This is a genomic window from Streptomyces lasalocidi (assembly GCF_005280215.1).
In the GTDB taxonomy this organism is placed as follows: Bacteria; Actinomycetota; Actinomycetes; order Streptomycetales; family Streptomycetaceae; genus Streptomyces; species Streptomyces longwoodensis.
The window spans coordinates 3,588,030-3,611,530 of the sequence record NZ_SZNQ01000001.1 but is presented as its reverse complement, the minus strand read 5'-3'; the positions used below and the strand labels follow the sequence as shown (position 1 = coordinate 3,611,530).

Annotated in this window: 24 protein-coding genes; 12 read left to right on the top strand and 12 right to left on the bottom strand. The window is 70.2% G+C overall.

All coding sequences use genetic code 11. The features are described 5' to 3' along the window. Window positions 1-465 precede the first annotated feature (465 nt). Together E4U91_RS16090 and E4U91_RS16085 are read left to right on the top strand one after the other, a co-directional pair. Window positions 466-777 (top strand): cold-shock protein, encoded by a 312-nt coding sequence (locus E4U91_RS16090; protein WP_241678595.1) that lies wholly within the window; start codon window positions 466-468, stop codon window positions 775-777. 105 nt (window positions 778-882) lie between these two features. Beyond that, window positions 883-1,407, top strand: a complete 525-nt coding sequence (locus E4U91_RS16085; protein ID WP_137307510.1) for a hypothetical protein — start codon at window positions 883-885, stop codon at window positions 1,405-1,407. 353 nt (window positions 1,408-1,760) lie between these two features. Here the strand turns inward: E4U91_RS16085 and E4U91_RS16080 are convergent, their stop codons facing one another. The 4 genes from E4U91_RS16080 to E4U91_RS16065 form a co-directional block, all read right to left on the bottom strand. After that, window positions 1,761-2,201 carry a hypothetical protein gene (locus tag E4U91_RS16080; protein ID WP_137307509.1) on the bottom strand — a complete coding sequence of 147 codons (441 nt, stop codon included), beginning with the start codon at window positions 2,199-2,201 and terminating at the stop codon, window positions 1,761-1,763. A gap of 184 nt (window positions 2,202-2,385) precedes the next feature. After that, window positions 2,386-3,747, bottom strand: a complete 1,362-nt coding sequence (locus E4U91_RS16075; protein ID WP_168218118.1) for a PP2C family protein-serine/threonine phosphatase — start codon at window positions 3,745-3,747, stop codon at window positions 2,386-2,388. A gap of 341 nt (window positions 3,748-4,088) precedes the next feature. Next, a complete protein-coding gene (locus E4U91_RS16070; RefSeq protein WP_137307507.1) occupies window positions 4,089-5,228 on the bottom strand; it encodes a C40 family peptidase in 1,140 nt (379 codons plus the stop codon). Window positions 5,229-5,552: 324 nt separating this feature from the next. Further along, window positions 5,553-6,344, bottom strand: a complete 792-nt coding sequence (locus E4U91_RS16065; RefSeq protein WP_168218265.1) for a class I SAM-dependent methyltransferase — start codon at window positions 6,342-6,344, stop codon at window positions 5,553-5,555. A gap of 379 nt (window positions 6,345-6,723) precedes the next feature. Here E4U91_RS16065 and mshA point away from each other — a divergent pair, with 379 nt between their 5' ends. Both mshA and E4U91_RS16055 read left to right on the top strand, forming a co-directional pair. Further along, entirely contained in the window at window positions 6,724-8,064 is a 1,341-nt protein-coding gene (mshA, locus tag E4U91_RS16060; protein WP_137307505.1) for a D-inositol-3-phosphate glycosyltransferase, read from the top strand. After that, window positions 8,057-8,569, top strand: a complete 513-nt coding sequence (locus tag E4U91_RS16055; RefSeq protein WP_137307504.1) for a type III secretion system chaperone family protein — start codon at window positions 8,057-8,059, stop codon at window positions 8,567-8,569. Before mshA ends, E4U91_RS16055 begins: the two co-directional genes overlap by 8 nt. Here the strand turns inward: E4U91_RS16055 and E4U91_RS16050 are convergent. Further along, on the bottom strand, window positions 8,566-9,237 hold the full coding sequence (locus tag E4U91_RS16050) for a class I SAM-dependent methyltransferase (RefSeq protein ID WP_137307503.1): 672 nt from the start codon (window positions 9,235-9,237) through the stop codon (window positions 8,566-8,568). The two genes, E4U91_RS16055 and E4U91_RS16050, sit on opposite strands and share 4 nt — an antisense overlap. A gap of 112 nt (window positions 9,238-9,349) precedes the next feature. Here E4U91_RS16050 and E4U91_RS16045 point away from each other — a divergent pair, with 112 nt between their 5' ends. Further along, a complete protein-coding gene (locus E4U91_RS16045; RefSeq protein WP_137310844.1) occupies window positions 9,350-9,976 on the top strand; it encodes a TetR/AcrR family transcriptional regulator in 627 nt (208 codons plus the stop codon). A 71-nt stretch (window positions 9,977-10,047) separates the two neighbouring features. After that, window positions 10,048-10,968, top strand: coding sequence for a DMT family transporter (locus E4U91_RS16040; protein ID WP_137310843.1), 921 nt, complete (start codon window positions 10,048-10,050; stop codon window positions 10,966-10,968). Here E4U91_RS16040 and E4U91_RS16035 read toward each other — a convergent pair. Together E4U91_RS16035 and E4U91_RS16030 are read right to left on the bottom strand one after the other, a co-directional pair. Continuing rightward, window positions 10,965-11,207, bottom strand: coding sequence for a hypothetical protein (locus tag E4U91_RS16035; RefSeq protein ID WP_137307502.1), 243 nt, complete (start codon window positions 11,205-11,207; stop codon window positions 10,965-10,967). The two genes, E4U91_RS16040 and E4U91_RS16035, sit on opposite strands and share 4 nt — an antisense overlap. A gap of 54 nt (window positions 11,208-11,261) precedes the next feature. Continuing rightward, entirely contained in the window at window positions 11,262-11,726 is a 465-nt protein-coding gene (locus E4U91_RS16030) for a hypothetical protein (RefSeq protein WP_137307501.1), read from the bottom strand. Window positions 11,727-11,824: 98 nt separating this feature from the next. Between E4U91_RS16030 and E4U91_RS16025 the strand changes: the two genes are divergently transcribed. Further along, window positions 11,825-13,081, top strand: a complete 1,257-nt coding sequence (locus tag E4U91_RS16025; protein ID WP_137307500.1) for a TerD family protein — start codon at window positions 11,825-11,827, stop codon at window positions 13,079-13,081. 690 nt (window positions 13,082-13,771) lie between these two features. Then, window positions 13,772-15,562, top strand: a complete 1,791-nt coding sequence (locus tag E4U91_RS16020) for a DUF262 domain-containing protein (RefSeq protein ID WP_137307499.1) — start codon at window positions 13,772-13,774, stop codon at window positions 15,560-15,562. Window positions 15,563-16,012: 450 nt separating this feature from the next. On the opposite strand, the gene E4U91_RS16015 is transcribed toward E4U91_RS16020, so the two are convergent. Further along, window positions 16,013-16,774 (bottom strand): phosphoglyceromutase, encoded by a 762-nt coding sequence (locus E4U91_RS16015; protein WP_137307498.1) that lies wholly within the window; start codon window positions 16,772-16,774, stop codon window positions 16,013-16,015. 213 nt (window positions 16,775-16,987) lie between these two features. Between E4U91_RS16015 and E4U91_RS16010 the strand changes: the two genes are divergently transcribed. Further along, window positions 16,988-18,376, top strand: coding sequence for an MDR family MFS transporter (locus E4U91_RS16010; RefSeq protein ID WP_241678594.1), 1,389 nt, complete (start codon window positions 16,988-16,990; stop codon window positions 18,374-18,376). A gap of 43 nt (window positions 18,377-18,419) precedes the next feature. Here E4U91_RS16010 and E4U91_RS16005 read toward each other — a convergent pair whose 3' ends face one another. Next, window positions 18,420-18,845 carry a DUF2000 domain-containing protein gene (locus E4U91_RS16005; RefSeq protein WP_137307497.1) on the bottom strand — a complete coding sequence of 142 codons (426 nt, stop codon included), beginning with the start codon at window positions 18,843-18,845 and terminating at the stop codon, window positions 18,420-18,422. 49 nt (window positions 18,846-18,894) lie between these two features. On the opposite strand from E4U91_RS16005, the gene E4U91_RS16000 reads away from it, so the two are divergent. Then, window positions 18,895-19,695, top strand: a complete 801-nt coding sequence (locus tag E4U91_RS16000; RefSeq protein ID WP_137307496.1) for a helix-turn-helix transcriptional regulator — start codon at window positions 18,895-18,897, stop codon at window positions 19,693-19,695. A 79-nt stretch (window positions 19,696-19,774) separates the two neighbouring features. On the opposite strand, the gene E4U91_RS15995 is transcribed toward E4U91_RS16000, so the two are convergent. The 3 genes from E4U91_RS15995 to phoU form a co-directional block, all read right to left on the bottom strand. Further along, complete coding sequence (locus tag E4U91_RS15995; RefSeq protein ID WP_137307495.1) at window positions 19,775-20,023, bottom strand: SCO4226 family nickel-binding protein; 249 nt, start codon at window positions 20,021-20,023, stop codon at window positions 19,775-19,777. 165 nt (window positions 20,024-20,188) lie between these two features. Then, window positions 20,189-20,353: a hypothetical protein gene (locus E4U91_RS15990; protein WP_137302479.1), complete on the bottom strand. Its 165-nt coding sequence runs from the start codon at window positions 20,351-20,353 to the stop codon at window positions 20,189-20,191. A gap of 169 nt (window positions 20,354-20,522) precedes the next feature. Further along, complete coding sequence (phoU, locus tag E4U91_RS15985) at window positions 20,523-21,209, bottom strand: phosphate signaling complex protein PhoU (protein ID WP_137307494.1); 687 nt, start codon at window positions 21,207-21,209, stop codon at window positions 20,523-20,525. A 243-nt stretch (window positions 21,210-21,452) separates the two neighbouring features. Between phoU and phoR the strand changes: the two genes are divergently transcribed. Continuing rightward, window positions 21,453-22,772, top strand: coding sequence for a two-component system sensor histidine kinase PhoR (gene phoR / locus E4U91_RS15980; RefSeq protein WP_137307493.1), 1,320 nt, complete (start codon window positions 21,453-21,455; stop codon window positions 22,770-22,772). A gap of 5 nt (window positions 22,773-22,777) precedes the next feature. After that, a complete protein-coding gene (phoP, locus tag E4U91_RS15975) occupies window positions 22,778-23,449 on the top strand; it encodes a two-component system response regulator PhoP (RefSeq protein ID WP_018568744.1) in 672 nt (223 codons plus the stop codon). Window positions 23,450-23,501: the final 52 nt, after the last annotated feature.

Here is a 23,501-nt window from a genome sequence, read left to right as displayed (position 1 = left end):
CCCCCGCGCTCGAAAGCGCTACCTGCGCACGACCTGGCAGTCCGTCAATCCGTACAAGCAACAACAAAAATTTGCGGAAAGTTGAATTGCGCATGCACTTTCAAGAAGTGACACAGATGACTCAAACTATGCTCTCGATGGCATCCTCAGGCCTTCACCACCTGCGCAGAAAACTGCGGCGAGCTCCCTTGACCCATACCTCGTGACGCGACGCAGAGGATCAGGGCGAGCCGATGACGCTCTCTACTGAGCACCGAAGATGCTCGTGCGAGTAATTCTCAATGGGCACGCCGCGGGCCGAGCGCTGAAGCTGTGCTTGGCAAGGGCACCCGACGCGTCACCGAGACCGGGAAACAAGATCGCGTTTTCGATCCATCTGTTAACGTGACTGCGGTTCGGTCGAGCGCTGCTGACCACAGCGCACGCCGGAACGGTGAATTACCGGTGTTACAAGGGGGGCCCAAAGTGTCTGACGCCACGTCTGCAGACGTTGTTTCCGGCCACGTGCTTGAGTGGCACAGCGAGGAGGGCTGGGGAGTTCTTGCTTCCGATGCCCTCCCGGACAGAGTGTGGGCACACTATTCGGTCATCCAGGCCGAGGGTTATCGAGAGCTGACCGTTGGTCAGTCCGTCACCTTCTCAGCCGAGCAGGCTGAGCAGGACGAGTACCGCTGGCGTGCCGTGTCCGTCTGGCCTGAAGCCGGAGTGCGACGCGCACCCAGCGAGGGTGAACGGCCCGGCTATTCGTCCGACCTGAACATCAGGTTCGATTCCTGACACTGTATCGGTAACCGACCGAATCTGTCCTATCAGCATGTGCAGCCGTGGCGTGGTCTCTGCTGTTGTGCGCTGTCTTAGAAATCCACGAAAAGGATTGCTGCAGTGGGCTCCGCTGCGCTGGCCGCAGTTCTCGCTCTGGCTGCCGTTCCGGCTCATGCCGGGACGCAGCAGGGCAAGTTCACATTCAAGGTCTCAGACCCCTCCTACAAGAAAACGGACGCCAACGGCACCTTCACCGGCCAGGTGAACATGGCCGGTACTGTCGGGCGTCCCGCTCCCATGGCCTGGTCGTTCCGCACATCCCCGGCAGTGCAGGCCATAGCCACAGGTCGAATGACTTGTTCGGCCGGGCACATGCAACTTCCCTACCACAACAGCCACCCGAATGTCGCCGTCAACTACTTCTGGCACTCGTCGGTGCCCAACAATCGTCGCAACAAGAACTACACCCTGTACGGAAACTGCACGTTTCCCGTGAGGGTCGGTGGCAGGACCGGCAGGGCCGACCTCGGCTTCAGCTTCAAATATTCTCTATTCGACGGACTTACTCCGTCCATGACTGTGCAGGACAGCGGCAACCCCCTGGACGCGTACGTCAGCGACCTCGAGATTGCTTATGACTCCTAAAAGGTCGTAACTGCGGTATCCGTCTCGGCTCGTTAGTGCACCTAGCGAGCCGAGACGGCTTGATAGTTGGGCCCCAGTGCGCGGAAGTTGGACCGCAGGGTGGCGCCTGGGTCGCCGCGATCCGGACGGCCAGCGACCCTCGCCCGGCGCCGCCTGTGGACCCAGACCCAGCGCCGCGCTGCCGCAGGACACTTCATGCGCGGTCTCGCCTACGGCACCGGAGTGGCTATCGCCAGCGGGGTCAGCTACTGGCTCCAGCAGGTGGTGTGACCCTCATGCTTTCGAGCCCCCGAACGGCGGTCATTCACCGGCCTCGGGGGGGAAGGCCGTCGTCCAGGATGATGCGAAGCGTCTCACCCTGTCCGGTGACACCGGTGAGTTTGAACGCGACGCGGCTGTAGGAGGTCACGGCCATGGCCCAGTCGCTCTGCAGCGGAGTGGCGGGTGTTCCACGGCTCGATCAGCAGGGCGATGAGGGAGCGTCCGGACAGGACGGTCCGGACGCGGCCTTCCTTGAAGTCCTCCACGGCGGGCGAAGTGCGGAAATGGCTGTGGTCGACGGCCAGGGCGGCGAGCCACTCCCAGGTGTCGCGGTGGGCGATCAGTCCGGCGGAGGCCACCTCGGCGGGCTTCAGCAGCAAAACTCCGTGGGCGACCTGCGGATCCTCCGCGCCGGCGGATGCAGGGCCGGCTGGGGTGTCGAAGCCCTGGCAGGCGGCCTCGATGGCGCGCTTAAGCGTGACGTTCTGTTCATCGCCGGGTTGGGGCTCAGGCCGGTGCCCGGTGTTCTCCACGGTTGCCCCCCCCCGGGAGTCGGTGGCGATTGAGACGGATGGCCGCGCTTCGGTGCCGGCGGACGAGCCGTAACCTCGGGCGGCACGCTGAAACGCAGAACGGCTTTCTACCCCACGTGACCCCCTGGTTACTCGGAGCGTATGACCCGCCCATATCTCCCCGGAAGCCGCCTGAGGGGCGTCCTCAGCCCCGCGTCCGCTCCAGCAGCATCAGCGCCACGTCGTCCGTCAGCTCGCCACCGTTGAGCTCGCGCACCTCGTTCACCGAGGAGCGCAGCAGTTCCTCGCCGCGCAGGCCCTCGCCGAGCAGCCGGCGGATCATCTGCACCATGCCGTCCTGCCCCAGCCGCTCCCGGCTCCCCGTGCCGACCCGGCCCTCGATCAGGCCGTCGGTGTAGAGCAGCAGGCTCCACTCGGCGCCCAGCTCCACCTGCGTGCGCGGCCAGCGGGCGCCGGGCAGCAGCCCCAGCGCCGGGCCGTTGTTGTCGTACGGCAGCAGGCGGGCGGGTCCATCGGGCCGCGCGATCAGCGGGGCCGGGTGTCCGGCCAGGCACAGGCCGGCCCGGCGGCCGTCCGGCGCGATGTCCACCGTGCACAGCGTCGCGAAGATCTCGTCGTCGTCCCGCTCGTGCTCCAGCACCTGCTGCAGCGTGCCGAGCAGTTCGTCCCCGCACAGCCCGGCCAGCGTCAGCGCGCGCCAGGCGATGCGCAGCTCCACGCCGAGCGCCGCCTCGTCGGGCCCGTGCCCGCAGACGTCGCCGATCATGGCGTGCACGGTGCCGTCGGGCGTGCGCACGGTGTCGTAGAAGTCGCCGCCGAGCAGCGCGCGCGAACGGCCGGGACGGTAGCGGGCGGCGAAGCGCAGCGTGGAGCCCTCCAGCAGGGGCGTGGGCAGCAGGCCCCGCTCCAGGCGGGCGTTCTCCTGCGCGCGCAGCCTGCCCTCGGCGAGCCGGCGCTCCGCGCTGTCGGACCGCTTGCGCTCCACGGCGTAGCGGATCGCGCGGCTCAGCAGCCGCCCGTCCAGCTCCTCGTGGAAGAGGTAGTCCTGGGCGCCCACGCGCACGGCCTCGGCGCCGCGCTCGGCGTCGCCGGACGCGGTCAGCGCCAGCACGGCGTGCCGGGGCGCGAGCCGCAGCACCTGCTTGAGCACGGCGAGCTCGTCGTCGCCCTCCTGGGCGCGGCCGGTCGCGGGCAGCGCGAGGTCCAGCAGGATGCAGTGGACGTCGTCGGTGAGCAGCCGCTCGGCCTCGGTGAGGTTGCGGGCGGTGCGCACCCGGATCGGCTTGCCGGCCTGGTCGAGCAGGCCGGGCACGACCGGGGCGGCCGCCGGGTCGTCCTGGATCAGCAGCAGGCTCAGGTTGGCCGGAGTACTGGTGGCGGCGGTGTCGGCGGTCTCGACCGCCGCTTCCTTGCGGCCGTCGGTGCGCGCGGCTCGGTTGTTCGCCTCTTCCTCGAGGGGAGCGCCGCCGCCCTGCGGTGACGCGGTCCGCGCCTGACCGCTCTCCACGGCCGGGATCGCTCTCTGCCGCGGTACGGGTACGGGCATCGTCTGGGTTCCTTCCCTCCCCCCGAGGGCACGGCGGGGACGAGGGACCTCGACCCACCGACGGGGACCATAGCCGCAACGGGCGCCGCGGGGGAATGGTCCACGGCACGCAGGTCGCTCGCGGACCGCCGTCATGTGCCGGTCGCCGCGCCGCAGTTGGGCGGCCCCCGCGACCAGCGGGGATGACGAACGTCACGTCTTCGCCGGGTTTGTGGGCCGTTGGGCGTGCCGTGGGTCACGTGGCCCGGGTCACGGGTCCGTCATGTCGGACTCATGTCGCACCCGGGCCCCGCGTGTTCGACATCACGTGCCCCGGCTCACGACCAGGCTCACGACCCGGCTCACGCCCCCGGCCGGACGACCCCCAGGATCGGCATCGAACCCGCCCCCGCCAGCGTCACCGTCCGCCCCGGACGCGGAGCGTGGACGATCGTGCCGTCGCCGACGTACAGCGCCACGTGGCTGGCGTCCTTGAAGTAGATGATCAGGTCACCGGGGCGCATGTCCTCCACGGCGACGTGCGGCAGCTGCTTCCACTGCTCCTGCGAGGTGCGCGGGACGGGAACTCCGGCGCTCGCCCACGCCTGCGAGGTCAGCCCCGAGCAGTCGAAGGTCTTCGGGCCCTCGGCGCCCCACTCGTACGGCTTGCCCATCTGCGCGGTCGCGAACCGGACCGCCTTCGCGCCCTGCGTGGTCGCCTTGCCCTGCGCGCCCTTGAGGACACCGGTGTCCAACCACGCGGTCTGCGCCTGCTGCGCGGCTTCCTTCTCCAGCTGGGCCAGGCGCTCCTTCTCCTGCTTCTCCAGCTGCGACTCGAGCTCCTCGGCCGCCGCGATCTGCTGCTCGATGCGCTTCTGGGCCTTCGCCTTGGCCTTGCGGTTGGCCTCCAGCTTCTGCCACTGCGCGGAGGCGTCCTCGGCGTACTGCTCCAAGTCCTGCTGGGTCTGCGTCAGTTCCGCGAGCAGGCCCTTGGTGGCCTTCTGGCCCTGGAGCACCCGTCCGGTGCCGTCCAGGAACTCCTGCGGGTTGTCGCTCAGCAGCAGATGGGCCTCGTCGGGCAGCCCGCCCGTGCGGTACTGGGCGGCCGCCGCGGCGCCGGCCCGGGTCTTCAACTCGGCCAGCCGCTCCCGGCCCTTGACGATCTTCCGGGCCAGTTCGACGAGCGCCGCGGACTGCTTCTTCGCGGCCTCCTCGGCCGCGTTGTAGGCGTCGGTGGCGACCGCCGCGTCGTGGTACAGCGTGTCGAGCTGCGCGCGCACGGCCTGGAGGTCCTTGCTGGGCGCGGGCGTCGTACCGGCACCCGCACCCGCCGTCGTACCGGGTGCCGCACCGGGTGTGGTGCCCGGTGCCGGGGTGGCGGAGGCCGACGGCGCGGGGTTCGGGCCGGCCCATGCCATGCCGGGTGCCGCCAGGACGGTGACCGCGCAGACCACGGTCACGGCCGCCGCGATCAGGCCGCCGCGTGTCGTGCCGCTCGCCATGCCGCTACCCCCAAACTGATTTACCGTCAGTAACTTATGGACGCCTGGGGGATCGTGCCATGCCGCGGCCGAAAACGACAGAGGCAGTACGTCCGGTCACTTCCCGCCACGACCGCCTGGTCATGACGCGATCCCCCCTGTGTGACGAACGCCTCACGGAGATCGTTCCGGGGCGGGCGCGATCCGCGGGACGACCAGGGGGAACGCAGGGGGATCCCGGAGAGACGTCCGGGCGGTCTCCGGGCCGGGGTCCGGGCCAAGTCCGGGTCGAACCCTGAACCCGGAGGTCAGGGGCGGAAGCTGGGGGCGATGGCGAAAGCGCCGTCACCCCAGCGGCGCCAACGCCCCCCACGCCACCGTCACTTCGCCCTGCCGCCAGCGCACCGGCCCGTCCACCACCGGCCAGTCGGCCGTCAGGTCCCGTACCGCCCGCATCCACCGCTGCCGCGCGCCGTAGGAGGCGTAGGGCGCCGCCGCGGCCCAGGCGCGGTCGAAGTCGCGCAGGAAGGCGTGCACCGGCTCGCCGGACACGTTGCGGTGGATCAGCGCCTTGGGCAGTCGTTCCGCGAGGTCCGAGGGCCGGTCCAGCGAGCCCAGCCGGGTCGCGAAGGTGACCGTCCGCGGCCCTTCGGGACCGAGCGCCACCCACACGTGCCGCCGGCCGATCTCGTCGCAGGTGCCCTCGACCAGCAGCCCGCCCCGCGACCCGGACGCCGGGTCGGCCGGCGCGAGCCGCGCGCACAGCCGCTCCCAGACCCCGGCGACCTCGCCCTCGTCGTACTGCCGCAGCACGTTCGCCGCCCGGATCAGCGACGGACGCCCGGCCAGCGGCACCTCGAAGCCGCCGTGCCGGAAGACCAGACCGTCGCGCTCGTAGGGCCGGGCGGCCGCCACGCGCGCGGGGTCGATCTCGACGCCCACCACGCGCGCGTGCGGCGCGACGGACCGCAGGCGCGCCAGCAGCTCGACGGCCGTCCAGGGGGCGGCGCCGTAGCCGAGGTCGACCGCCACCGGGTCCGCGACCCGGCGCAGCTCGGCGCCGTGCGCGGCCGCGATCCAGCGGTCCATGCGGCGCAGCCGGTTGGGGTTGGTCGTCCCGCGCGTGACCGTGCCCACGGGGCGGCGCGCGGCCGTGCCCGGGGAACGGGGGGTGGTGCGGGAGGTCATGCGTACGAGGGTATGCGGCGTGGGATGCGGGGCACCCGGGACGTACCACGTGGGGTGGCGGTCGATCGACGGTGTGCGGCGGGGTACCCCCTGCCGCACACCGCGTCCGGTACCGGCCCCGAGAACTCCCCGACGCAGCTCCCTGACGCGAGCCCACGACCCCGTCCCCCGTGACGCAGTGTCGCGTCGAACGGTTGAGCGAAGGCCGGTAATCCCTCGGCAAAAACCGCCCCGGCCGGAATGGGAGTCCGCCCCCGCGATGTTGCACCAGCTTGGAGGGAGCCCCACGTCCTCCGCCCGGCATGCCCGCAGCTAGGAGGAACGCCACGTGAGCCAGTACGTCAGCAGGCTCGGGCGTCGCTCTCCCGCCACGCCCTCACGGCTCCGGCTGCCGTACCGCAGGCCACGCCGCGTCGCCATGCTCTCCGTGCACACCTCACCGCTGCACCAGCCCGGCACCGGCGACGCCGGCGGCATGAACGTCTACATAGTGGAGCTCGCGCAGCGCCTCGCCGCGCTCAACATCGAGGTCGAGATCTTCACGCGCGCGACCACCGCGGCCGTCCCGCCCGCCGTCCAGCTGGCCCCCGGCGTCCTCGTCCGGCACGTCGACGCGGGCCCTTACGAGGGCCTCGCCAAGGAGGACCTGCCCGCCCAGCTGTGCGCCTTCACGCACGGCGTGATGCAGGCCTGGGCCGGCCACCGCCCCGGCTACTACGACCTGGTCCACTCCCACTACTGGCTCTCCGGCCACGTCGGCTGGCTCGCCGCCCAGCGCTGGGGCGTCCCCCTGGTGCACGCCATGCACACCATGGCCAAGGTCAAGAACGCCAACCTGGCGGCCGGCGACACCCCCGAGCCGCCCGCCCGCGTCATCGGCGAGACCCAGATCGTGGACGCCGCCGACCGCCTCATCGCCAACACCACCGAGGAGGCCGAGGAGCTCGTCCGGCACTACGCGGCCGACCCCGGCAAGGTCGCCGTCGTCCACCCCGGCGTGAACCTCGACCGCTTCCGCACCGCCGACGGCCGCGCCGCCGCCCGCGCCCGCCTCGCCCTGCCGCAGGACGCCCTCGTCCCGCTCTTCGCCGGCCGCATCCAGCCCCTGAAGGCGCCCGACGTGCTGCTGCGCGCGGTGGCGGCCCTCCTCGACCGGCGTCCCGAGCTGCGCTCGCGCATCGTCGTCCCCGTCGTCGGCGGCCCGAGCGGCAGCGGCCTCGCCAAGCCGGAAGGGCTGCAGAAGCTCGCGGCCCGGCTCGGCATCGCCGACGTCGTACGGTTCCGCCCGCCCGTCGGCCAAGAGCAGCTCGCCGACTGGTTCCGGGCCGCGTCCGTGCTGGTCGTGCCCTCCTACAGCGAGTCGTTCGGCCTGGTCGCCATAGAGGCGCAGGCCACCGGCACGCCCGTGCTGGCCGCGGCGGTCGGCGGCCTGCCGGTCGCGGTGCGCGACGGCGAGACCGGCTTCCTGGTCCAGGGCCACGACCCGGCCGCCTACGCGCGCGTACTGGCCCGCTTCGCCGACGACCCCGCGCTCACCCCCCGGATGGGCGCCGCCGCCGCACGGCACGCGCAGTCCTTCGGCTGGGACAGGGCCGCGGGGGCGACCGCCGAGGTGTACACGGCCGCCCTGCACGCCCACCGCCGTCGCGTACGCTCGCACCATGGGTGACGCACAGCAACAGGCCGCGCAGACCACCGTCGAGGGCGCCCTCCGTGACGCCGAACTGGAGTGGGAGAGCCCCGAGCCCGGCACCTACGTCGTGCAGCTCCCCGGCACCCGCAAGCTCGCCACGACGGTCTCCCTGCGCCTCGGCCGCCACTCCCTCTCCCTGAACGCCTTCGTCGTGCGCCACCCCGACGAGAACGAGGCCGGCGTCCACCGCTGGCTCTTGGAGCGCAACCTCAAGCTGTACGGCGTGAGTTACGCCGTCGACCGCCTCGGCGACGTCTACGTCACCGCGAAGCTGCCCCTCGCGGCGGTCACCCCGGAGGAGATCGACCGCCTCCTCGGCCAGGTCCTGGAGGCCGCCGACGGCGCCTTCAACACCCTGCTGGAGCTGGGGTTCGCCTCGGCGATCCGGCGCGAGTACGAGTGGCGGGTCTCACGCGGCGAGTCCACCCGCAACCTGGAGGCGTTCGCCCACCTGACCCGCCCGGAGGGCGAGCGCGGCTAGCGGGACGCGGAGGAGGGTTCCGCCGGCGGGCCCTGTCGCCCGTGCAGCGCGTCGTACCCGACGAAGCTGAACATCCGCCGCCCGGCGGGCCACGGCCCGCCCCGACCGGCGTACCGGTGCGCGCCGACGCCGTACGGCACCTCCGGCCCCGACACCCACAGCGGAACGAAGCCGCGCTCCTCCAGCCACCCGCACACTCCGGTGTCGTGGTGCCGCGTCCGCGTCCACACGAGCACACCGCCCGGCCGGCACAACCGGGTGCAGTGGTCGAGGGTGCGTCGTACGTCGGCGTCGGTGAGGTTCCCGAGGACCCCGCACAGCAGCACCAGGTCGGCCGGGGCCATCCCGGCGTAGGCGTCGGTCGCGGAGGCGTCCCCGGCGACCACCTCGACCTGGTGGAGCCCGGCCTCGGCGGCGGCGCGGCGCGCGTGGGCGACGTTGCGCTCGTCCAGCTCGACCAGCCGGGCCCGTACGTCGTCCCGGCGCGGGTGCCCGGCCAGCACCCCTATCAGGTCCCGTCCCTGTCCCGCGCACACGCTGACCGCGCGTAACGGCCCGTCCGGCGCGCCGTCCAGGGCATCGGCGATCCGCTCCCGCACGAGTGCCAGGCGGCGGCTGAGGTAGGAGTCGGGTGCGTCGTAGGCGCGGTGCCAGGTGTGCCAGTCCATGGGAGCCCCTCGTCTCGGGCGGGAGTGAGGACGGAAGTGGGACTGGACGTGCCCGGCCACCCATGGCTTACGCTAGGTAGACCGACCTACCTATTTATGTCGAGGCTGAATGATGCAGGAGACCGAGGAGCCGACGGCCGACGTCGGGACCGCGAGCCGGCGTCGGCGCCCCGCCCGCGAACGCCTGCTGGCCGCCGCGGCCCGCCGCTTCTACGCCGACGGCGTGGCGGCGACCGGCATCGACACCATCACGGCGGACGCCGGCGTGGCGAAGATGAGCCTGTACAACAACTTCTCCTCCAAGTCCGAGCTGGTCCGCGCCTACCTCGACGCCCGGCACGAGGAGTGGCTGGGCCTGTACCGCGCCCGCCTGGACCGGGCCGAGGGCCCGCGCGAGGGCGTCCTCGCGGTCTTCGACGCGTACGCCGCCCACGCGGCCTTCGCCTACGAGCGCGGCTTCCGCGGCTGCGGCCTGCTGAACGCCGCGGCGGAACTGCCCGCCGGGGACGAGGGGCGCGCGGTGGTGCGCCGCCACAAGGAGGAGGTCGAGGCCCTGCTCGCCGGGCACCTGCGGGACCTGCTGCCCGACCGCCCGGACGAGGTACGGGCGACGGCGGAGCACCTGTCGTTCCTGCTGGAGGGCGCGATGGCCCGGGCGGGCCTGGAGGGCGAGGACACGCGCGTGCGGCACGCGCGGGAGCTGGCGGTGCGGGTGCTGGAGGGGCTGGGCAGGTCGTGAGGGAGGGTTCTTCGCGTTCGTCGCCGGTGGTGGCCGCCGCGGTCCGGACCCGGTCGGCGGACGACCCGCGACTGTCGACGGCTCGTCCCTCGGCGGCGACCGTGGGCAGCCTGTGCGTCCTGGCCGCCTCGGTGCTGTGGGGCACGACGGGCACGGCGGCGACCTTCGCGCCGGGGGTGGGCCCGCTGGCGATCGGCGCGGTGGCGATGGGCCTGGGCGGTCTGCTCCAGGCGCTGACGGCGTGGGCGCACATCGCGCGCGAGAGGCGGCCGCTGCGCGCCTGCGGGGGCACGGTGGCGCTGGGCGCGCTGGCGGTGGCGGTGTACCCGTTGGCGTTCTACACGTCGATGCGCCTGGCCGGGGTGGCCGTCGGCACGGTGGTGTCCCTGGGCACGGCACCGCTGGCGTCGGCGCTGATCGAACGGTTGCTGGACGCCGGGAGCCTGACACGCCGTTGGAAACTTGGCGCGGCACTGGGCGTGCTGGGCACGGTGCTGCTGTGCGCGGCGGAGACGATGGGCGCGGGGTCCGCGGCCCGAGGGGGCTCGGCCGCGGAAACGGTCCTCGGCGTGTGCCTCGGCCTGGTCGCGGCGACGACGTACGCCCTGTACTCCTGGGCAGCACACCGCCTGATCACCCGAGGCATCTCCTCCCGGGCGGCGATGGGCACGGTGTTCGGCCTGGGCGGCGCGCTGCTGCTCCCCGTCCTGCTGGCGACGGGCGCACCCCTGCTGGCGTCCTGGACGAACGCGGCGGTCGGCACGTACATGGCCCTGGTCCCCATGTTCACCGGCTACGTCCTCTTCGGCTGGGGCCTCACCCACGTCCGGGCGAGCACGGCAACGACCCTCACGCTGCTGGAACCGGCGGTGGCGGCGGTACTGGCGGTACTGATCGTGGGCGAACACCTGCCGGGGGTGGGGTGGTTGGGGGTGGGGTTGGTGGGGGCGTGCCTGACGGTGCTGACGTGGAGGGGCCGTCCGGCGGCCTAGCTCGGCCCTTCGGCCTTCCCACCACCCCGGGAGATCTGCCGGGCCAACTCGTCGACGACGTGCGGATGAACGCGCCGGGCGCCCTCGCCCTCCAGCGCCCGGACCAACGCCTGACGAACGACCTCGTAGGCCCGCCCCTCGTACGCGCCCCGAGTCAGCACGACGGCCCGCTCCAGCTTGGCGAGCTCGACCGACACAGCGGGCATGGCCTTCTCGTACTCACGGGGATCAACAGCCATGCCCTCAGCGGACCAGGAGGGACGAACGTCGGTCAAGCATCGGGCTCCGCCACCTCATAGATGCTGCTTGGCCGAACTGACGAGCCGCCCGATGTCGTCACGCGTCCGGACCCTCAACTCATCGAGTGCGGCCCTGTGCTCCGCCTTCTGCAACATCGTCACGTCGTCGAGCACGTCGGAGGCCGCCCGGCTCAGCGTCACGTCATCCGTCAGCATCTGCACGCGGAAGCGGGCCTCTTGCGCGGCGGAGCGCAGGTCATAGGCGCGGATGCGCACCGCGTCCGGCTCCTCGGGCGGTGGCTGCTCGTGCTCGCAGAACCAGAGGTGGATCAGGCAACGGCGGTAGTTGACCAACGCGCCGGCATAGGCGGAGTAGGCGTCGAGCCGCTCCTGCCGCAATTTCTCCCGCCGGGCGAACTGATGACTCCGGTCGGTGGTGCGCTGCTGGAACGCCAGGGTGATCCCGGAGCCGAGCAGGGTGCCGAGGACGGCTATGGCACTGGCGATGATGGACTCCACGCGCCAAGTGGACCATCTGCCTCAGTTGTAGAACGCATTTCGCGTACATGAGCCGGAGGAAGGCCCCACCATGTACGCACCACCACGAGGGGCCATACATGACGACTACTCTTACCAAAGGCGGCAATACACCCCTGCCGTCCGGTCTCTGCCACGTCACCCTGACCTCACGCACCACCGGCATCGACGTGTCGGCCGTCCTACTCGATCAGAACGGCAAGGTGCGCAGCGACGACGATCTCGTCTTCTACAACCATCCTCATCAGGGCGGCGTCGCACTGAAAGGCCAGACGATCGTCGCCGACTTGGCCGAGATGTCGGCCCTGGTGGACCGCATCGCCATCGTAGCCAGCATCGACCCCGAACTGCCGGCCACCCACTTCGACGCGAGCAACACCCCTCACGCGGTGGTCGCCTGCGGTGGAGCACGAATTACGTTCATGCCGCCTCCGTTCACGGACCGGGAGACGGTAGCCGTCCTGATCGAGCTCTACAGACGTGCGGGCGGCTGGAAGGCCCGGGCGGTGGGGCAGGGCTGGGACACAGGACTGGCAGGTCTAGCCGGGGACGTCGGCATCGTCGTAGACGACCCCGGACCGAGTTCGGGGCAGACGCCGACTGCGGTGACAGCCGAGAAGACCGGGCCGGGGACGACCGCGCCACCGCGTCCTGCCAACCCGCAGAACAGCGCACCGACAACTACACCAGCCCTGCAAGCGATGCCATCGCGTCCACTGGGCAGGGTGGCTCTCACCAAGGCCGGTCAGGCGACGATCGACATGCGGAAGGACGATCCCAACCTGGTCGTAACGGCCATGCTTGAGTGGAACGGTGGCAGCGCGGCGAGACGACAGGCGGGCGCGGACCTCGACCTCTATGCCCTTCACGTGCCCAAGAGCCTCGTCACACCAGCGGGAAGGCGCCCGAACAGGACCGACGACGTCATCTACTACCGGCAACTCGGATCGACTGCCGCACCGCCGTACATTGCGCTAGACGGTGACTCCAAGGTGCCGGGCCGGGAGACCATCACGATCCGTCGCCCCGACCTGCAGGGTTACGTACTCCTCTGCGCCTACAGCGCTGTGGAGAACGGCACCGGATCGTTCAAGTCTTACGGGGCCCGGGCAGTCATCACCGATGGCCGGGGCTCCACCGTCACCGTGCCGCTCTTCAACAACCGCACCTACTCCTACTGGGTCGCGATCGCCCTGATCGACTTCACCGTCCCCGGCGGCGCGTTGATCAGGCACGTGGAGAAGTACAGCGGCAACCATGTCGAGGCGCGCCCCACGCTGTACTCGAACGGGAACTTCCGAATGAGCACCGGGAAGGTCGAATTCAAAACCAGGTGACGGGAGTGGCGCCGCGAAGCCGGGTTAACGAGGACGACCTCGATGAGCGCGGTCCGTGAGGGCTGGAGCGGCTCGACCGAGCTCGGTTTCGCGGCACAAGGGTGCGAGGCAGTCGTCACCGCCGGCTTTGCGAGCCACCTCGGACGGCCCAGCGACGCCTCTACTTCAGCGGCCCCTACTTGACGGTCGGCACCGCACGAACCGCCCCGTCTGATCGCGGCCGAGGACAACCCGCCCGACCACAGCGAGTGCGCTGACCAACCAGCACGCGTATACCTCGCCGCACCCGTCGGCCTTCCGGAGGACTGCTACGGGTGTGCCGAGTCATCAGCTTGGGAAGCTCCGGTCGTCATGCGGCACGTTACCGGTTTGACCGGTCCAGTAGCATGGCGCCCAACTGGCTGACGCCCTGGTCCTGTCGTTTTGTAGACATCCCGGCCTGTCCTGGCACGCGTCTGGCACAGGCGGACGCGTTCCCCAGTCTGTGTGTCTTCCTGGACAGGCGCACCCGGCACATGCAATGTGCCGCACAAGTCTGTCACGAGCAACGAAGTTGTTGGCCTTTGGAGAAGACAAGTTCCCCGTCTGGTCGCCCTGGTAGCGTCCTCCTATCAGCATGCCGAGGGCCTTCGTCTGGACGAGCCATGTGCTCAGTGAAGGAACACGTCAAGACAATGTGTGGGGAATTCGATGGCTGAGTTGAGCAGTAATCTCATTGTCCGTGGTGAAAATATTCAGACGCTGTACAACAGCTATGTAAACCAGTCATTCGTCGTCAATAGGCGATACCAGCGAAAACTGGTTTGGGCCATTCATGAAAAAGCGGCCTTCATCGATTCACTGCGCAAGCAGCTTCCGGTACCGCTTGTGCTAACGGCGGAACGCACTGCGGGAGGTGCTGCAACGCTCGAAATCATCGACGGTCTGCAGCGTTTGAATGCCATATTTTCCTTCATCGAGAACCAGTACCCGCTTGACGGTTATTACTTCGACCTCGAAACCCTTGCTGAAACCAAGCTGCGGAGAGACGAGGGGAAGTTGCAGCAACGCGTTCCGGTACTCGACCGGAGGGAGTGTGTAAGCATTGCCAACTACGTGCTTCCGATGTCGACCTACCGCGCGCCGGACGAGGAGATTGTCGAGGAAGTATTTCGGCGAATTAACTCCAACGGGCGGTACCTTTCTCGGCAGGAAATCCGTCAAGCCGGAGCGATTTCGAACTTCGCAGATCTGGTGCGCGAGGTCTCTTCCTTCGTGAGGGGGGACACCTCCGTAAGGGATTTGGTTGCCCTCACTGGCATGCCGGCCATCAGTATCTCTAGCGATCGGAAGGGGCCCGGGGTCTTTATCGAAGACGTTTTCTGGGTGCGTCACAAGATTCTTGAGAAGGATCAAGTTCGCGAGTCGCGCGACGAAGAGATTGTCGCTGACCTCTTGGCGACAATGATCCTCGACACTGTCCCCAGGTACGCCTCTGAGACGCTGGATGAGTACTATGGAATCAAGCCGGGAGACTCAAAGGAGCGCAGAAGGGATCGCATCGAATCGGCAGTGCAGCGGGAAGGTGCAGAGCTGATCAGGGGGCGCTTCGAACATGTCCACGGTGTTCTGGAGGCTATCCTGAAAAAGTCTGGGAAGAGCTTCTCTCAACTTGTGTTCAAAACTCCTCGCCAGCGGGTTCCTCGGTACTATGCAACTATCTTCTTGGCCCTCTATACCCTACTGATCCGCGAGAATCGATCGATCAGGGATGTTGGTGAGATGGTGAAGGCCCTCGATGGAATTGGGGATCGCATCCTCAATATTACGGCTGGTGGCGGCACCTGGTCAGCGGAGAATAAGAGGGACAATATCTCTGCGGTGGCAGGTGTTCTTCGGGATCTCACGGTGCCGGAGACTAGCCAGCGGGACGTCCTTTTCGAGGCGAACGAAACTAGAATTCATCGACTTCTGCGCGCTGCCCTTGCTGAGCACAGTCTGTTTGAGTTGAAGCAGGGTCTGCACTCGCTCGATGGTAGTGGGAGCTTTGACTCGCGCGGCTTCGAGCGAATCATGAAAGCGATTTCCGCTATCGCCAATGATGGTGACGGCACTGTAGGATACGTCGTAATTGGCATCGCTGACACTAGGGGCGACGCTGAAAGGGTCTGTAGCCTTTACGGGGCTCCGCCCGTTCAAGATGGGGACTTCTGGATCACCGGAGTGGAGCACGAGTTCTCGGGGCACGGTGGTTCACTGGACGGCTATATGAGTTTCTTTACGGAGAAAGTCAGGGCCTCCGGTCTGGAGTCCGAGCTAAAGTCCCAAGTGCTTCGTGACATGCGTCCTGCTAATTACCATGGGAAGCCAGTATTGCTTCTCACAGTGAAGTCTGTAGGGCACCCGGTTCCGTACAATGACAGCTGGTACGAGCGCCAGGGATCCAGCACCATAGAGGTTGCTGCTCGCGACATAGGTAGGCTGTTCAAGCGGTTCCCATAGTCGGCGGAGCGGCGATGACTCGCAAAAGCCGTGGACCAACCGTCCAGCCGCGGCGTACCCTCTCGTGAAGCTCAGGCTCCTGGTGGACATGCGCGATGCATCGGGCCCAGCGGGGCGAAGATTAGGAGTGCGCGCCCGACCGATGGCCGGGCGCGGCGGACCGGAAGCAAGGCGCGTTATATCAGTGGTGCGTGCGTAGCAGGAAGGCACGGTCGGATTTAACGCGTGGCGCGGGTCTCCGCGGGAGTCACTGGCGCCGTGCAACAGAGATTGGCCGGTCTCAGTGCGAGCCTTTTCCGGCCAGTCCCCCTCGGAGGCATCCGCATCCGCGAACGGTGAGTGTCCGGGGCGACCGCTACCCAGCGGTCCGCCTGGGGCGTCGAGTATGCGCCGGACAAAAAGCCCCCTCCCAGCGGCGTGACCGCAGGCAGGGGGCTTATTCGTGCACGCTTACTTCTTCTTGCCCTGGTTCTTGACCGCCTCGATCGCCGCCGCGGCCGCCTCCGGGTCGAGGTACTTGCCGCCGGGGGTCACCGGCTTGAAGTCGGCGTCGAGTTCGTAGGACAGCGGGATGCCCGTCGGGATGTTCAGGCCCGCGATGTCCGCGTCCGAGATGCCGTCGAGGTGCTTGACGAGGGCGCGCAGCGAGTTGCCGTGGGCCGCGACCAGGACCGTGCGGCCGGCCAGCAGGTCGGGGACGATGCCGTCGTACCAGTACGGCAGCATGCGGACGACGACGTCCTTCAGGCACTCCGTGCGCGGGCGCAGCTCCGGCGGGATGGAGGCGTAGCGCGGGTCGTCCGACTGGGAGAACTCCGTGCCGTCCTCGAGCGCCGGCGGCGGGGTGTCGTAGGAGCGGCGCCACAGCATGAACTGCTCCTCGCCGAACTCGGCGAGCGTCTGCGCCTTGTCCTTGCCCTGGAGCGCGCCGTAGTGGCGCTCGTTCAGGCGCCAGCTGCGGTGGACCGGGATCCAGTGGCGGTCCGCGGCCTCCAGCGCGAGCTGGGCCGTGCGGATCGCGCGCTTCTGGAGCGACGTGTGGACCACGTCGGGGAGCAGGTCGGCGTCCTTCAGGAGTTCGCCACCGCGGACTGCCTCCTTCTCGCCCTTCTCGTTGAGGTTGACGTCCACCCAGCCGGTGAACAGGTTCTTCGCGTTCCACTCGCTCTCGCCGTGGCGGAGGAGGATCAGCTTGTACGGTGCGTCGGCCATGCGTACGAGCGTAATCCACGGCCCTGGGCGCGGGGCGGCCCTGCCCGCCAGGCGGACGGTTGACGGGGATTGTTAATCGAGTGGCCTCCCCGGAGCCCGCGTTCGTAAGGTGTGCCTGCCGTTCCAGCCGCTTACGTCGGCCGATCGCTCCAGGAGCTCGGCCGGGTACGCCGGCCGTTCACCGGCATCCGCACACCACCCGGGGGTCCCGCCATGCCCGTCGCCCGTCTCAGACGCGCCACCCGCGAGTCCGTCTCCGGGCTGCCCCCCGCCTTCTGGTGGCTGTGGACCAGCACCCTCGTCAACCGGCTCGGCGCCTTCGTGGCCACCTTCATGGCGCTGTACCTGACCCTTGACCGCGGCTACTCCGCCTCCTTCGCCGGACTCGTCGCCTCCCTGCACGGCCTCGGCGGCGTCCTCTCCTCCCTCGGCGGCGGCGTCATGGCCGACCGGCTCGGCCGGCGCCCGACCCTGCTCGTCGCCCAGACCGCCACCGCCGTCTTCGTCGCCCTGCTCGGTTTCGTCGAGCACCCGGCCGCGATCGCCGGTGTCGCCTTCCTCGTCGGCATGGCCTCCAACGCCTCCCGGCCCGCCGTGCAGGCGATGATGGCCGACATCGTCCGCCCTGAGGACCGCGTCCGCGCCTTCTCCCTCAACTACTGGGCCATCAACCTCGGTTTCGCCGTCTCCTCCATGGCCGCCGGCTTCATCGCCGAGGTCAGCTACCGCGCCGGCTTCCTCCTCGAGGCCGGCATGACCCTCGCCTGCGCGGTCGTCGTCTTCCTCAAGCTGCCCGAGTCCCGGCCCGCCCCCGCGCCGAAGACCGACGCCGCACCGGCCCACGCCGTCGGTCTCGGGGACGTCCTGCGCGACGGCCGTTTCATGGGCGTCGTCGGGCTGTCGTTCCTCATCGCGCTGATCTTCCAGCAGGGCTCGGTCGGCCTGCCCGTCGCCATGGGCGCCGCCGGGTTCACCCCGGCCGACTACGGCATGGCCGTCGCCGTCAACGGCGTCCTGATCGTCGCCCTCCAGATCCCCGTCACCCGCTTCATCGAACACCGCGACCCGCGCCGGCTGCTCGTCGTCTCCTCGGTCCTCGCCGGGTACGGCTTCGGCCTCACCGCCTTCGCCGGGTCCGTCGGCGCCTTCGCCCTCACGGTGTGCGTGTGGACGCTCGCGGAGATCGTCAACGCGCCCACCCAGACGGGACTCGTCGTCCGCCTCTCCCCGGTCCACGGACGCGGCCGCTACCAGGGCATGTACACCCTCTCCTGGGCCGTCGCCGCCCTCGTCGCCCCCCTGATGTCCGGCTTCGTCATCGACCGGTTCGGGGCGGAGTGGCTCTGGGGGCTGTGCGCCGTCGTCGGCACGGTGGCGGGCTTCGGCTACGCCGCCCTCATGCGCCGCCTCCCCGAGGGAACCGAGGGGGCCGCCGACCTCGCACGCCGGGCCACCCTCCCCACCGACTCCGACCATCCGACCGACGCCGACCGCCCCACCGACGCCGACCGCCCCATCGACTTCGACCGCCCGACCGGCTCCGACCGTCCCATCGGCTTCGACCGCCCCACCGGCTCCGACCGCCCCGCCCAGCCCGCCTGATCCAGCGGCCCGCAAGCGCGGCCCGCAAGCGCGGCGCGCCTCCTCACGGATGCATCCGCGCCCCCTTCAGCACCTTGTCCACCGCGTTCCGCGGCCCGTACACCGACAGGCCCACCAGGTCCAGCTCGGCCGTCGGCACGGCCCGTACCGCCGCCCGGTTGTCCCGGTCGTTGCCCGTGGTGAAGAGGTCGCCCGTGAAGACGGCCCGGGGCAGCGCCCGCGACAGCACGCGCGCGTGAGCCGCCGTCAGGATCTCCTTCGTGCCCTGGAACACCAGGACGGGCTGGCGGAACATCGGCAGGTAGCCCACCCCGTCGGCGTCCTCGTACGGTTCCCCGATCACCTCGGGGACCTGCGTGCCCAGCCCGCTGACCAGGAACGCGGTGACGTTCAGCCGCTGCCACGGCTCCAGGTCCTCGCGCAGCAGCACGGCGATCTTCGTGTCGAAACGGAGGGGTTCAGTGCTCATGCGACGAGACTGCCGAGCCCCGTACGACCCCGTCTTGTACGTTCTTTGCATGGCCGCCCGGCAGGAAGTCACCGCCTGGCGCCCCCGGGTCCGGGGCGTCACCGAGGTGTTCCACGCCCACTTCACCGAGTACGCCTACCCGATGCACGTCCACGACGCCTGGACGCTGCTCATCGTCGACGACGGCGCCGTACGGTACGACCTGGAGCGGCACGAGCACGGCACCCCGCACGACACGGTCAGCCTGCTGCCCCCGCACGTCCCGCACAACGGCGCCCCCGCCACCCCGCACGGCTTCCGCAAGCGGGTCGTGTACCTCGACGCGAGCGTGCTCGGCGAGGACCTGATCGGAGCGGCCGTCGACGGACCCGACCTGCGCGACGCGCTGCTGCGCCGCCGCGTCGGCCAGCTGCACACGGCGCTGGCCCAGCCCGGCGACGAGCTGGAGGCGGAGAGCCGGCTGACGTTCGTCGCCGAACACCTGCGCGAGCGACTGGACGAACGGCTGCGCCCGGCCGGGCGGGACGCGCGGAACCCCGCCCTCGCGCGCCGGCTCCGCGAGCTCCTCGACGCGCGCGTCACGGACGGCGTCACGCTGGAGGAGGCCGCACGCCTCCTGCACGCCCACCCCGCCCATCTCGTACGGGCGTTCAGCGGGGCGTACGGCATCGCCCCGCACCAGTACCTGACGTCCCGCCGGGTCGGCCGGGCCCGCCGGCTCCTGCTGGACGGGCTCCCGCCGGGCGAGGTCGCCACCACCACCGGGTTCTTCGACCAGGCGCACCTGACCCGCCACTTCCGCAAGCTGGTGGGAGTGACCCCCGGCCGCTACCGCCGCTCGGCCCGCTGACCCGGGCCGCACCGGGCCCGAGCCGCACCCGACCCACGCCGGACCCGACCCGGGCCGGGGCGGACCAGTCGCGGCCCGCTCAGACGCTCAACGGCACCGGATGCACCTCGTCCGCCTTGTGTCCCGCGCGCTCGTGGATGCGCTGGACCGCCTCGGCCGAGGGGGCCTCGGACAGGCAGTAGACGACGCCGGCCTCCGGGTCCGCCCAGGCGCTCTCGAAGTGGACGTGCTCGTCCTCCTCGATGGCGAGATCGGCGTTGTGGGCCTCCATCAGCTGCTCCGCCGTGATGCCCGCCATGCCGCGGTGGACGTCCATGAACTTGGGCATGTCCCCGCACCTCCTTCCGTTCCGCCCCGCCCTCCCTCCATGCTGCGCCGCCCCGCGCCGGCTCGCAGACGATCACGGGCCGGCACCGGACCACGCGCGCACGCCCCGCGCACGACGAGGGCCCCGGCGGCAGCCCGCCGGGGCCCTGCTCCGTCCTCGCTCACCTCACCCGCACTGGCACGGATTGCCCGACTGGCACCCGCACCCGCACCCCGAGCCGCAGCCGCACGCGCCGATCAGGGTGAGGTTCCTGATCTCGGCGGGCTGCTCGGTCGGACGCTCCTGCGTGGGGTCGGGTGTCGTACCGGGGGTGCTGGGGGATTCGGCCATGGACCCTCCTCGAGGCTGGTGCCTGTGCCCATTGCATGCCCGCCGGGCTGGGCGCATCAACGGCGCACAGTGGCTCGCCCACGCCCCGCCGGGCACCCGCCCGCCCCCCAGCCTGGCCCCGGCCGTGCCGTCGGCTTTCCCCGGCTCCCCCGCGCAGGCACGCTGCCGGCTACGCCTCGGCCTGGATCTCGGGCTGGTAGTCCGGGCCCAGGAGGTCCGCGTGCTCGCCCGTCACCAGGAAGACGACGCGCTTGGCGACCGCCACCGCGTGGTCGGCGTACCGCTCGTAGTAGCGGCCGAGCAGGGTGACGTCGACGGCCGTCTCGATGCCGTGCCGCCAGCGCTCGTCCATCAGGTGCTGGAAGAGCGTGCGGTGCAGCAGGTCCATCTCGTCGTCGTCCTGCTCCAGCTGCATCGCCAGGTCGACGTCCTTGGTGACGATCACCTCGGCCGCCTTGGCCATCAGCCGCTGCGCCAGCTGCCCCATCTCCAGGATGGTGGCGTGCAGGTCGTGCGGGACGGCGCGGTCCGGGAAGCGCAGCCGCGCGAGCTTCGCCACGTGCTGGGCGAGGTCGCCGGAGCGCTCCAGGTCGGCGGACATCCGCAGCGACGTCACGACGATGCGCAGGTCCGTCGCCACCGGCTGCTGGCGGGCGAGCAGCGCTATCGCCCGCGCCTCCAGCTCGTGCTGCAGTTCGTCGACCCTCTTGTCGGCCTCGATGACGCTCTCGGCCAGCTTCAGGTCCGTGTCGAGGATCGCGGTGGTGGCGCGTCCGATCGCCGAGCCGACCAGCCGGGCCATCTCCACCAGACCGTCGCCGATCGAGTCAAGTTCCTCGTGGTACGCGTCCCGCATCAGGCTTCCCTCTCGTATGTGTCTCTGGGGTCCAGGGGGTTCCGGGTTCGGGGGTGCCGGGGACGTCCCGGGCCGGGAACCGGCGGTGCGAACCCCACGTTCCCACGGTGTGCCCCGTACGCGTCGGTTTCCGTCCCCTCAAATGAACCACCCCTGGCTCCCAGGTGAACTCTGGGCGACGAGTGTTCGAGGTCGCACCTCGATGGCTGTGGCCAGCGCGGACGGCATGCCTAACCTGGGTGCATGGACGTGAACGCGGCGGTCGCCGCAGCGGCAGCGATCGCCGGGGTGCTCACCGGTGTCATCGCCATGCTGGCGTTCCGCTGGAGCGAGCGCGACCAGAGCCGTCCCACCCGCACCTCCCTGCACACCGACCCGGTGCTCCCGCCCGGCGTCGACACGGTGCTCTCCGTACTGCGGTCTTCCGCGGTGGTCCTCGACGAGGCCGACGCCGTCGTCAAGGCGAGCTCCGCCGCGTACGCCCTCGGGCTGGTCCGCGGCGGCAAGCTGGCCGTGGAGCCGATGCTCCAGATGGCCCGGGACACCCGGCGCGACGGCGAGATACGCCAGGTCGAGCTGGACCTCCCGCGGCGCGGCACGGGACGCGGCGACGCGCTCGCGGTCTCCGCGCGCGTGGCCCCGCTGGGCTCCCGGCTGGTGCTGCTGCTCGTCGAGGACCTCACCGAGGCGCGACGCATCGAGGCGGTCCGGCGCGACTTCGTGGCGAACGTCAGCCATGAGCTGAAGACCCCGGTCGGGGCGCTCTCCCTGCTGTCGGAGGCCGTCCTGGACGCCTCGGACGACCCGGAGGCGGTGCAGCGCTTCGCCGGCCGGATGCAGATCGAGGCGACCCGGCTGACCAACCTGGTGCAGGAGCTGATCGACCTCTCCCGGGTGCAGAACGACGACCCGCTGGAGGACGCGGAGCCGGTCCGCATCGACGAGCTGGTCGCCGAGGCGATCGACCGGTGCCGGCACCAGGCGGGCACCAAGCAGATCACCATGGCCGCCGGCGGCCACGCGGACCTGCACGTGTGGGGCAACCGCGGCCAGCTGGCCGCCGCCCTCGGCAACCTGGTCGAGAACGCCGTCAACTACTCCCCGGCCCGCACCCGCGTCGGGATCGCCGTGCGCCGGATCACCGCGCCCGGCGGGGACCTCATCGAGATCGCCGTGACCGACCAGGGCATCGGCATCTCCGACAAGGACAAGGAGCGCATCTTCGAGCGCTTCTACCGGGTCGACCCGGCCCGCTCCCGTGCCACCGGCGGCACGGGGCTCGGGCTGGCGATCGTCAAGCACGTGGCCGCCTCGCACGGCGGGGAGGTCACGGTGTGGAGCTCCGAGGGGCAGGGCTCCACGTTCACCCTGCGGCTCCCGGAGGCGGGCGCCGCCCGTGACCGGGCCCTGCAGCACCCCGCTCTCGACGACGAGGACGACGTCCGAGACGGGGACCGGCAGTCGGCCGGCCCGTCCCACCCCTCTTCTCCCGGCCCATCCCACCCCGCATCCCCCGACTCCACCGCGTACGAAACGCTTTCCGCCCCGGAGGTCCTTCCGTGACCCGTGTGCTCGTCGTCGAGGACGAGGAGTCCTTCTCCGACGCCCTGTCCTACATGCTCCGCAAGGAGGGCTTCGAGGTCGCCGTGGCGGCGACCGGGCCCGACGGCCTCGACGAGTTCGAGCGCAACGGCGCCGACCTCGTGCTCCTCGACCTGATGCTGCCGGGGCTGCCCGGCACCGAGGTGTGCCGCCAGCTGCGCGGCCGCTCCAACGTCCCCGTCATCATGGTGACCGCCAAGGACAGCGAGATCGACAAGGTGGTCGGCCTGGAGATAGGGGCCGACGACTACGTCACCAAGCCGTTCTCCTCGCGCGAGCTGGTCGCCCGCATCCGTGCCGTCCTGCGCCGGCGGGGCGAGCCGGAGGAGGTCACCCCGGCCGCCCTGGAGGCCGGGCCGGTCCGGATGGACGTGGACCGCCACGTCGTGACGGTGTCCGGCTCGAAGGTCGACCTTCCGCTGAAGGAGTTCGACCTGCTGGAGATGCTGCTGCGCAACGCGGGCCGCGTCCTGACCCGCATGCAGCTGATCGACCGGGTCTGGGGCGCCGACTACGTGGGCGACACCAAGACCCTCGACGTCCACGTCAAGCGCCTGCGCGCCAAGATCGAGCCGGACCCGGGCGCCCCGCGCTACCTGGTGACGGTCCGCGGCCTGGGCTACAAGTTCGAGCCGTAGACCGCCCGCACACGATGACGAGAAGGGCGGCGCCCCCGAGGGGGTGCCGCCC

Bases quoted from the DNA above. Each gene is read 5' to 3' on its own strand.
- E4U91_RS16075 (WP_168218118.1), bottom strand. From the start codon at position 3,747: ATGCCCGTACCCGTACCGCGGCAGAGAGCGATCCCGGCCGTGGAGAGC.
- E4U91_RS16070 (WP_137307507.1), bottom strand. From the start codon at position 5,228: ATGGCGAGCGGCACGACACGCGGCGGCCTGATCGCGGCGGCCGTGACC.
- E4U91_RS16055 (WP_137307504.1), top strand. From the start codon at position 8,057: ATGGGTGACGCACAGCAACAGGCCGCGCAGACCACCGTCGAGGGCGCC.
- E4U91_RS16050 (WP_137307503.1), bottom strand. From the start codon at position 9,237: ATGGACTGGCACACCTGGCACCGCGCCTACGACGCACCCGACTCCTAC.
- E4U91_RS16045 (WP_137310844.1), top strand. From the start codon at position 9,350: ATGCAGGAGACCGAGGAGCCGACGGCCGACGTCGGGACCGCGAGCCGG.
- E4U91_RS16035 (WP_137307502.1), bottom strand. From the start codon at position 11,207: ATGGCTGTTGATCCCCGTGAGTACGAGAAGGCCATGCCCGCTGTGTCG.
- E4U91_RS16025 (WP_137307500.1), top strand. From the start codon at position 11,825: ATGACGACTACTCTTACCAAAGGCGGCAATACACCCCTGCCGTCCGGT.
- E4U91_RS16020 (WP_137307499.1), top strand. From the start codon at position 13,772: ATGGCTGAGTTGAGCAGTAATCTCATTGTCCGTGGTGAAAATATTCAG.
- E4U91_RS16015 (WP_137307498.1), bottom strand. From the start codon at position 16,774: ATGGCCGACGCACCGTACAAGCTGATCCTCCTCCGCCACGGCGAGAGC.
- E4U91_RS16010 (WP_241678594.1), top strand. From the start codon at position 16,988: ATGCCCGTCGCCCGTCTCAGACGCGCCACCCGCGAGTCCGTCTCCGGG.
- E4U91_RS16005 (WP_137307497.1), bottom strand. From the start codon at position 18,845: ATGAGCACTGAACCCCTCCGTTTCGACACGAAGATCGCCGTGCTGCTG.
- E4U91_RS16000 (WP_137307496.1), top strand. From the start codon at position 18,895: ATGGCCGCCCGGCAGGAAGTCACCGCCTGGCGCCCCCGGGTCCGGGGC.
- E4U91_RS15995 (WP_137307495.1), bottom strand. From the start codon at position 20,023: ATGCCCAAGTTCATGGACGTCCACCGCGGCATGGCGGGCATCACGGCG.
- E4U91_RS15990 (WP_137302479.1), bottom strand. From the start codon at position 20,353: ATGGCCGAATCCCCCAGCACCCCCGGTACGACACCCGACCCCACGCAG.
- phoU (WP_137307494.1), bottom strand. From the start codon at position 21,209: ATGCGGGACGCGTACCACGAGGAACTTGACTCGATCGGCGACGGTCTG.
- phoR (WP_137307493.1), top strand. From the start codon at position 21,453: ATGGACGTGAACGCGGCGGTCGCCGCAGCGGCAGCGATCGCCGGGGTG.